Raw genomic sequence first — 7,155 nt, 5'->3', positions numbered from 1 at the left:
GCGTGATGTTCATGAGGTTGCCGGCCAGCGGCCGGCACTACCGGGACTCAGCACCCACGCGTAGATGCGGCGCCCAGGGAGTGCCGCATTCTGTGGAGCACAGAGCTGGCGGATATGCTTCGCCGCAGTAGCAGGTGCCCCGACCCTCATCATCGTGTCGCGGGCAGCCTTGAACGGATTGCCTTCGTACCCGTTGAGTCAAACAACCTCGCCGGGAACCACGCCCAACAAAAAGGCGGCGCCCTGCGGGCGCCGCCTTTCTTCAAGGGAGCAGGCCTGCGGCTCAGTCGATCAACGCGGCCTCGCGCTGCCGGAACACCGATACCGCCTGGTTCAGTGCACCTGCCTGCGATTGCAGTTCACGTGCCGCCGCAGTGGCTTCTTCCACCAGCGCCGCGTTCTGCTGCGTGGCCTGGTCCATCTGCACCACCGTCTGGTTGATCTGCTCGATACCGGAGGACTGCTCCTGTGACGCCGCCGAGATCTCGCGCATCAGGTGGCTTACGTTCTCCACGCCGCCGACGATGCCCTGCATGCGCTGTCCGGCATCGGCCACCAACTGGGCGCCCTCGCCGACCTGACGTCCTGCCTCGTCGATGAGGACCTTGATCTCCTGGGCCGCCGCCGCCGATCGCTGCGCGAGCACACGGACCTCGCTGGCGACGACCGCGAACCCGCGCCCCTGCTCGCCGGCGCGTGCCGCTTCAACCGCTGCGTTGAGCGCGAGAATGTTGGTCTGGAAGGCAATGCCGTCGATCACACCGGTAATGTCGCCGATCCGCTTCGACGCACCCTCGATGGCCTGCATGGTGTCGACCACCCGCTGCATGGCGTGGTTGCCATCACTTGCTGCGTCTTGGGTGGAGGCGGCCAGCTCGCTGGCCTGGCGCGCATGCGCTGCGTTCTGGCGCACGGTGGCGGTCAGCTCCTCCATCGAGGCGGCCGTTTCCTGCAGATGAGCGGCCTGTCGCTCGCTGCGCTCGGACAGCGCGCCGTTGCCGGCGGCGATTTCGCTGGCGGCCGTGCTGATGGTGGTGGCGCAGTGCTGGATGTGGCCGACCATGCGCGCCAGCTGGCCGGCGGTGGCGTTGGCATCGCGCTGGATGGCGGCGAACGCGCCGTGGTACTCGCCCTGCATGCGACGGTCGAGATCGCCGTTGGCCATCGCCGAAAGCATCTGCCGCACTTCGTCGACCGTGCTGCCCAGTGTGTCCAGCAGCTGGTTGATGCCCCCGGTCAGGCCGTCGAGGAAGCTGGCGCCTTCGCTGGCCTGCAGGCGCTGTTCCAGATCACCCTGCGCGGCGGCATCGACAATCCCGGCGACGGCATTCTCCAGCGTCAGTTCGTGGGTACGGTCATGCCATTCCACCGCAAAACCCAGGCGAGCGCCCTGTGCGTCGAACACCGGGGTGACGACCTGGGCGAAGTGCACCGGCCCGATCCGCACCTTGCCGTTGTGTGTCGCCTGCAGCCCATTGAGGATGCCGCGGATGCGGTCAGGGTTGGCATGGAAGCGATGGATGCTGCTGCCGACCAGCCGCTCGGCGTCGAAATCGGGGAAGGCCTGGCGCAGCGTGGCCTGCTGGTTGCGCAGCAGCGCCACCACCGAGCGGTTGACGTAGCGGATGACGTGATCGTTGTCGGCAATCATCATCGCCGTGCGCGAGGCATCCAGTGCCTGGCGGATCTGCGCGTTCTCGGCATGTGCTTCGGCCTCGCGGCCGCGCTGCGCCTGCACATGGCGTGCGGTATCGGCCAGCGCGTGGGCCAGGGAACCGGGTGCGTAGTTGCGTGCGTCGGTGTGTGCGCCGAGGTCGGCGCCCGTGGCGATGTCACGCGCCAATGCGGCCAGGCGGTGCGGTCCGTGACCCAGCGCTTCACTCTGTTGGCGCAGGCGGGCGGCGGTCTGGCCCAGCACCAGCGTCAGCACCGCCAGGGCCATGGCATTCAACAGCGGCGGCAGGACGGCCGCCCCATCAAGCAACGGCGCCAGCAACGCACTGACACCCACGGCGCCGGCCAGCCACAACGGCATGCGGTCACGCTGGATGAGCAGCACGCCCAGCAGCAGCGCGATGGGCAATGCGGCATTCAATCCGCTGATATGACAGAGCAGGCTCAACTGCAGTGAAAGCACTACGGCCAGCCCGTTTCGCGCGAGCGCATGGCCGGCCTGGCGCCAGCCCAGCCAGGCGGCTGGCAGCACTGCGGCGACAACGGTGCTCGCAGCGGGCACCGACGTGCCGCGCACGGCAAGCACAAGGCCGATCGCTGCGAATACCACGCTGCCCAGCAGCAGGCGACGATCGCCTCGCTGGGCCAGCTGTTGCAGATAAGGGACACGGCCCTGGTCGGGCGGGCGGGAGGACGCAATGGACATCGGCAACTCCTGGATCAACGGACGGCAGCGGCCATGCAACGCGCTGCGCGGATGAGCGCAACGACGGCACGGTCGGGGAATTCGGGGAATGCGGCGCAGGCAGCGACGCGGAGGACGGACACCGTGACCACATCCTGTGGATGACGGTGCAGCAGACGGGACATGCGGTCTTCCTTGCAGAACCAGGAACGAGCCGCAGGCACAAAGGGCCTGCGTGCTGTGGACGCAGGGGCCCACTACCGTTCTATCGGCCGCACTGGCGCAGAGTGAAGTGCGCGCAGCCGACGATGGTCAGCGCGCGTTGCTGTTTCCGCTCAGGAATGCATCGATGACCGCGGCAATCTTTGCCGGGTGTTCCATGTGCAGATGATGGTTGCCGGGGAATACCGCCAGGCGGCCGTCACGCAGGTGCTGCAGGCGCTCGCTGCGCATCGGCTCGGGATAGTACGACTGCGCAGGCGTGGCATAGATCACCTGGGTCGGGCAGGTGATGGCCTGCAGCAGGTTGTCGATCTGGCCTTCGCTGAGGCGGATCGCGGTGGGCAGCATCAGGCGCGGGTCGCTGCACCAGCGATAGCCGCCTTCGACCGGCTCGACACCGCGTTCGACCAGCAGGCGTGCGCAGCCTTCGCTGAGCTGATTGGTCATCATCCGCGCCCGGATCGGTGCAGCCAGGTCCGGGAACACGCGCAGCTGCTTGCGTGCCAGTGCTCGGGTGGCGTCGACGTGCTCGCGCAGGCGGCTGGCAGTTTCTTCCTCCGGCCCGCGCAGGCCGCCGAGTGCCTCGATGGCGACCAGCCGTTCGATGCGATCACTGACCGCTGCGGCGAGGCTGGCGATGCCGGCACCCATCGAATGGCCGATCAGGGTGAACCGGTCCCAGCCCAGTGCATCGGCGACATCGAGGACATGGGTGATCGCTGCTGGCGTGGTGTACATCGCCCCGATCGGCAGATGCGCGCTGTGGCCATGCCCGGGCAGATCGATCGCCACCAGGTCCAGGTGCGGCAGATGCGGCGCCAGCGGAACGAAGCTGGCCGCATTGTCGAGCCAGCCGTGCAGGGCCAGCACCCGCGGACCCTCACCCGGCCGGCGCAGGCCGGCRACACGGACGCCCGCGACCTGCAGCTCAAACGGCTGCAGGCTCATGCCAGCGAGGCCACGGCCAGCCGAGCCAGTGCGCGGGCGTGTTCCGGTGCGGCGTTGAGGCAGGGGATGTAGCGCATCTGTGCGCCGCGCTCGGCCAGTGTTTCGGTGAAGCCCATGGCGACTTCTTCCAGTGTTTCCAGGCAGTCGGTGGCAAAGCCGGGGCAGACCACGTCGATCTGTTTTACCCCAGCCTCGGCCAGTTCCCACAGGCTGGGTTCGGCGTAGGGCTGCAGCCAGCGTTCGCGGCCGAAGCGCGACTGGTAACCCATCTGCCAGTCGTCCGCGCCCAGGCCGAGCGCCGCGGCGATCGCACGTGCACTGGCCTCGCAGCGCTGCGGATAGGGATCGCCGGCATCGGCAAGGCGCTGCGGAATGCCATGGAAGGAGAACATCAGCTTCTGGCCGCGACCCTGCTGCTGCCAGAAGCGCTGGATCGAGCCGGCGACGGCGGCGACCCAGTCCGGATCGATCGAATAGTCCTGCACCAGGCTGACGGTGACCTGCGGGTTCCTGCGCTGCCACGCCTCCACGCGGTCTTCGACCGAGGCGGTGGTGGTGGTCGAATATTGCGGATACAGCGGCAAGACCACGATGCGGCGCACGCCCTCGCTGGCCAGCCGATCCAGTTCGGTGGTCAGCGCCGGTTCGCCGTAGCGCATCGCATGGCGTACGCGCAGCGTTGGCAGCAATGCCTGCATCGCCTGCGCCAACTGGCGGGTGTGGACCATCAGCGGCGAGCCTTCCGGCAGCCACACCTGGGCGTACTTGGCGGCCGAACGGCCACTGCGTAACGGCAGGATCAGGCCGCGCAGCAAGGGCTGCCACAGCAGTGCCGGTATGGCGACCACGCGCGGGTCGGACAGGAATTCGGCCAGGTAACGACGAACAGCGGGAGCCGTCGGCGTCTCGGGCGTGCCTAGGTTGACCGCCAATACGGCGGTATCGGGTGCGTCGAGCATGGGCGGTATTGTCGCCGATTCCATCGTCACGTCGGTATGCAGGGTTTGGATCGTTGTCATCGACAAGGGCGATATGAGCAGGCAACGCTCATTGGAGATTCATCACAACACTACTAATTTCAGTCACTTGCTATATCTTCTGCTATATCTTCCTATGGACTGACTTCTGGAGCCTGCCATGCGTCGCCCGATCCAAGCCCTGCTGATCGCCGCCAGCCTGCTGTCCAGCCAGGCCATGGCCGGACCGCAGGAAGACCAGCGCGCCCGCAACGCGGTGCGTGTACTGGCTGAAATCCAGGGAATCCCCGAACAGGGCATTCCGGACAAATTGCTCGACGAAGGCCGCGCGGTCATCGTCATTCCCGACACGATCAAGGCCGGTCTGGTGATCGGTGGACGTCGTGGCCACGGTCTGATGTCGGTGCGCATGCCCAATGGTGCGTGGTCCAACCCGGTATTCATCAAGCTTACCGGTGGCAGCATCGGCTTCCAGGCCGGTGTGCAGTCCTCCGACGTTGTGCTCGTGTTCCGCAACGACCGCAGCCTGGACAACCTCGTCAACGGCAAATTCACTCTCGGCGCCGATGCCGGTGTGGCTGCCGGCCCGGTGGGCCGCAATGCCGCCGCCGCTACCGATGGCCAGCTGAAGGCCGAGATCTGGTCGTGGTCGCGCGCCCGCGGCCTGTTCGYTGGCGTGGCCCTGGATGGTGCGATCCTGCAGATCGACGATGCTGCCAACCTTGACGCCTACGGCAGCAACACCACCCCGCGGATGATCTTCGAGGGCCGCGCGGCTGGCTCGCCTTCAATGGATGTGGTCGCTTTCCGTGATCGCCTGGAAGAGGCCACCTACGCGGCGCGCAACAACCGCAATGGCGGCAATGACGCACCGCGTCCGGCGGCCGCTGCAGCGCCTGCCCCGCAGCCTGTTCAGGCAGCGCCAGCGGCGCCTGCTGAAGCGACCACGGCGCCGCTGCAGGCCGTTCCGCAGACCCCGCCGCCGGCCCAGCAGGGTTTCCAGCCGGTCAACGACGGTGAAATCCGCACTGAAACACTGGGCAACAACTGACTTTCGTCACGCGCGCCGGCTAACAGCCGGTGCGCTATGCTCGGCAATCTGATCACTAACGTAACGAGCGACTTATGGGCAGTTTCAGCATCTGGCATTGGTTGGTCGTGCTCGCCATCGTCCTGCTGGTGTTCGGCACCAAGCGCCTGACCAGTGGTGCCAAGGACCTCGGCTCGGCGGTCAAGGAATTCAAGAAGGGCATGCACGACGACGACAAGCCGAACGCACAGTTGGGCGATGAGTCGCGCAGCCAGGACGCCTCGCGCACCGCGCAGGACGAGCACGACCGCAAGCCGCGTTGATCCGGAGCGGTTGCGGTGTTTGATATCGGCTTCAGCGAACTGCTGGTGATCGCGGTTGTCGCCTTGGTGGTGCTCGGTCCTGAGCGCCTGCCCAAGGCGGCCCGCTTCGCCGGACTGTGGGTACGCCGCGCGCGTAATCAATGGGATTCGGTCAAGCAGGAACTGGAACGCGAACTGCAGGCCGAAGACATCAAGCGGCAGATGCAGGACGTGCGCCAGGGCATGCAGGACACCGAGAACCAGCTGCGTGCCAGCGGCGAAGCCATGCGCCGCGAAGCCGAACAGATGCAACAGCACAGCGACACGCTGGCGCAGCAGGTGCGTGCACCGGCCCCGGCCGAACAGCCCCCACATCTGGCGGATGCGACCGAGCCAGTGGTGGCGTCGACTGAAGGTGCAGCCATTGCGCCCGCCACCGCTGAAGCTGCGGGCGATGCCGTTGCTGATACCGCGACCGAAACGCCCGCGCGCACGGAGCGCCCGTCATGAGCGAACACGACTTCGGCGAAAGTTCGCTGGTGGAACACCTGGTTGAACTGCGCGCGCGCCTGGTGCGTGCGCTGCTGGGGCTGGGCGTTGTGCTGCTGGGCCTGCTGCCGTTTACCCAGAAGCTTTACAACGCACTGGCCGAGCCGTTGATCTCGCAGTTGCCCAATGGGCAGACGATGATCGCCACCAACCCGGCCGGCGCCTTCTTCGCGCCGTTGAAGCTGACGTTCTTCGTGGCCCTGTTCGTGGCCGTGCCATGGCTGCTGTACCAGCTGTGGGCCTTCGTCGCGCCGGGCCTGTATGCACGCGAGAAGCGCCTGGCGATGCCGTTGCTGGTCTCCTCGGTGCTGCTGTTCTACACCGGCTGCGCCTTTGCCTATTTCCTGGTGCTGCCGGCGGTCTTCCACTTCCTCACCACCTTCAGCCCGGAAGTGATCGCGATCACGCCGGATGCGAATGCCTACCTGGACTTCGTGCTGGCGATCTTCTTCGCCTTCGGCGGCAGCTTCGAGCTGCCGGTGGCGATGGTGATCCTGGTGCTGCTGGGCTGGATCACGCCGCAGCAGTTCAAGGAAGGACGCGGCTACGCGATCGTCGGCATCTTCGTGCTCGCTGCGATCCTGACTCCGCCGGATGTGGTGTCGCAGCTGATGCTGGCGATCCCGATGTGCCTGCTGTACGAGCTGGGCATCCACGCCGCGCGCTGGCTGGTGCCGTCTTCGGTGGTCAAGAAGCCTGCTGCTTGATTCCTGGTAGTGCCGGGCATGGCCCGGCGCTACCGTTGAGCGCCGCTCAAGCGTGGAAGAC

Annotated in this window: 8 protein-coding genes; 4 read left to right on the top strand and 4 right to left on the bottom strand. The window is 66.6% G+C overall.

What is annotated here, in order from left to right:
- Positions 1 to 283: 283 nt before the first annotated feature.
- The 4 genes from AB4Y84_RS08840 to hemH form a co-directional block, all read right to left on the bottom strand.
- Positions 284 to 2,380 (bottom strand): methyl-accepting chemotaxis protein, encoded by a 2,097-nt coding sequence (locus AB4Y84_RS08840; protein WP_442244237.1) that lies wholly within the window; start codon positions 2,378 to 2,380, stop codon positions 284 to 286.
- A 14-nt stretch (positions 2,381 to 2,394) separates the two neighbouring features.
- Complete coding sequence (locus AB4Y84_RS08835) at positions 2,395 to 2,544, bottom strand: hypothetical protein (RefSeq protein ID WP_154231535.1); 150 nt, start codon at positions 2,542 to 2,544, stop codon at positions 2,395 to 2,397.
- A gap of 127 nt (positions 2,545 to 2,671) precedes the next feature.
- Positions 2,672 to 3,529, bottom strand: a complete 858-nt coding sequence (locus AB4Y84_RS08830) for an alpha/beta fold hydrolase (RefSeq protein ID WP_442244236.1) — start codon at positions 3,527 to 3,529, stop codon at positions 2,672 to 2,674.
- Positions 3,526 to 4,488: a ferrochelatase gene (gene hemH / locus AB4Y84_RS08825; RefSeq protein ID WP_442244281.1), complete on the bottom strand. Its 963-nt coding sequence runs from the start codon at positions 4,486 to 4,488 to the stop codon at positions 3,526 to 3,528. Before hemH ends, AB4Y84_RS08830 begins: the two co-directional genes overlap by 4 nt.
- 178 nt (positions 4,489 to 4,666) lie before the next feature.
- Here hemH and AB4Y84_RS08820 point away from each other — a divergent pair, with 178 nt between their 5' ends.
- From AB4Y84_RS08820 to tatC, 4 genes are all read left to right on the top strand, one after another.
- Positions 4,667 to 5,557 (top strand): lipid-binding SYLF domain-containing protein, encoded by an 891-nt coding sequence (locus AB4Y84_RS08820; RefSeq protein WP_442250009.1) that lies wholly within the window; start codon positions 4,667 to 4,669, stop codon positions 5,555 to 5,557.
- A 74-nt stretch (positions 5,558 to 5,631) separates the two neighbouring features.
- Positions 5,632 to 5,859 carry a Sec-independent protein translocase subunit TatA gene (gene tatA, locus AB4Y84_RS08815; RefSeq protein WP_025878762.1) on the top strand — a complete coding sequence of 76 codons (228 nt, stop codon included), beginning with the start codon at positions 5,632 to 5,634 and terminating at the stop codon, positions 5,857 to 5,859.
- Positions 5,860 to 5,874: 15 nt separating this feature from the next.
- On the top strand, positions 5,875 to 6,348 hold the full coding sequence (gene tatB, locus AB4Y84_RS08810) for a Sec-independent protein translocase protein TatB (protein ID WP_312112645.1): 474 nt from the start codon (positions 5,875 to 5,877) through the stop codon (positions 6,346 to 6,348).
- Complete coding sequence (tatC, locus tag AB4Y84_RS08805; protein WP_099819942.1) at positions 6,345 to 7,094, top strand: twin-arginine translocase subunit TatC; 750 nt, start codon at positions 6,345 to 6,347, stop codon at positions 7,092 to 7,094. The genes tatB and tatC overlap by 4 nt, the downstream gene beginning before the upstream one ends.
- Positions 7,095 to 7,155: the final 61 nt, after the last annotated feature.

Origin of the sequence: Stenotrophomonas sp. 2YAF22, from assembly GCF_052114665.1 — a bacterium.
Classification (GTDB): Bacteria; Pseudomonadota; Gammaproteobacteria; order Xanthomonadales; family Xanthomonadaceae; genus Stenotrophomonas; species Stenotrophomonas indicatrix.
The sequence above is the reverse complement of the archived record's forward strand: the minus strand, read 5'-3'. Positions and strand labels throughout refer to the sequence as shown.

What these genes read in the sequence shown, in the direction of transcription:
- tatC (WP_099819942.1), top strand. Translation starts at nt 6,345, where the DNA reads ATGAGCGAACACGACTTCGGCGAAAGTTCGCTGGTGGAACACCTGGTT.
- AB4Y84_RS08835 (WP_154231535.1), bottom strand. Translation starts at nt 2,544, where the DNA reads ATGTCCCGTCTGCTGCACCGTCATCCACAGGATGTGGTCACGGTGTCC.
- hemH (WP_442244281.1), bottom strand. Translation starts at nt 4,488, where the DNA reads ATGCTCGACGCACCCGATACCGCCGTATTGGCGGTCAACCTAGGCACG.
- AB4Y84_RS08840 (WP_442244237.1), bottom strand. Translation starts at nt 2,380, where the DNA reads ATGTCCATTGCGTCCTCCCGCCCGCCCGACCAGGGCCGTGTCCCTTAT.
- tatA (WP_025878762.1), top strand. Translation starts at nt 5,632, where the DNA reads ATGGGCAGTTTCAGCATCTGGCATTGGTTGGTCGTGCTCGCCATCGTC.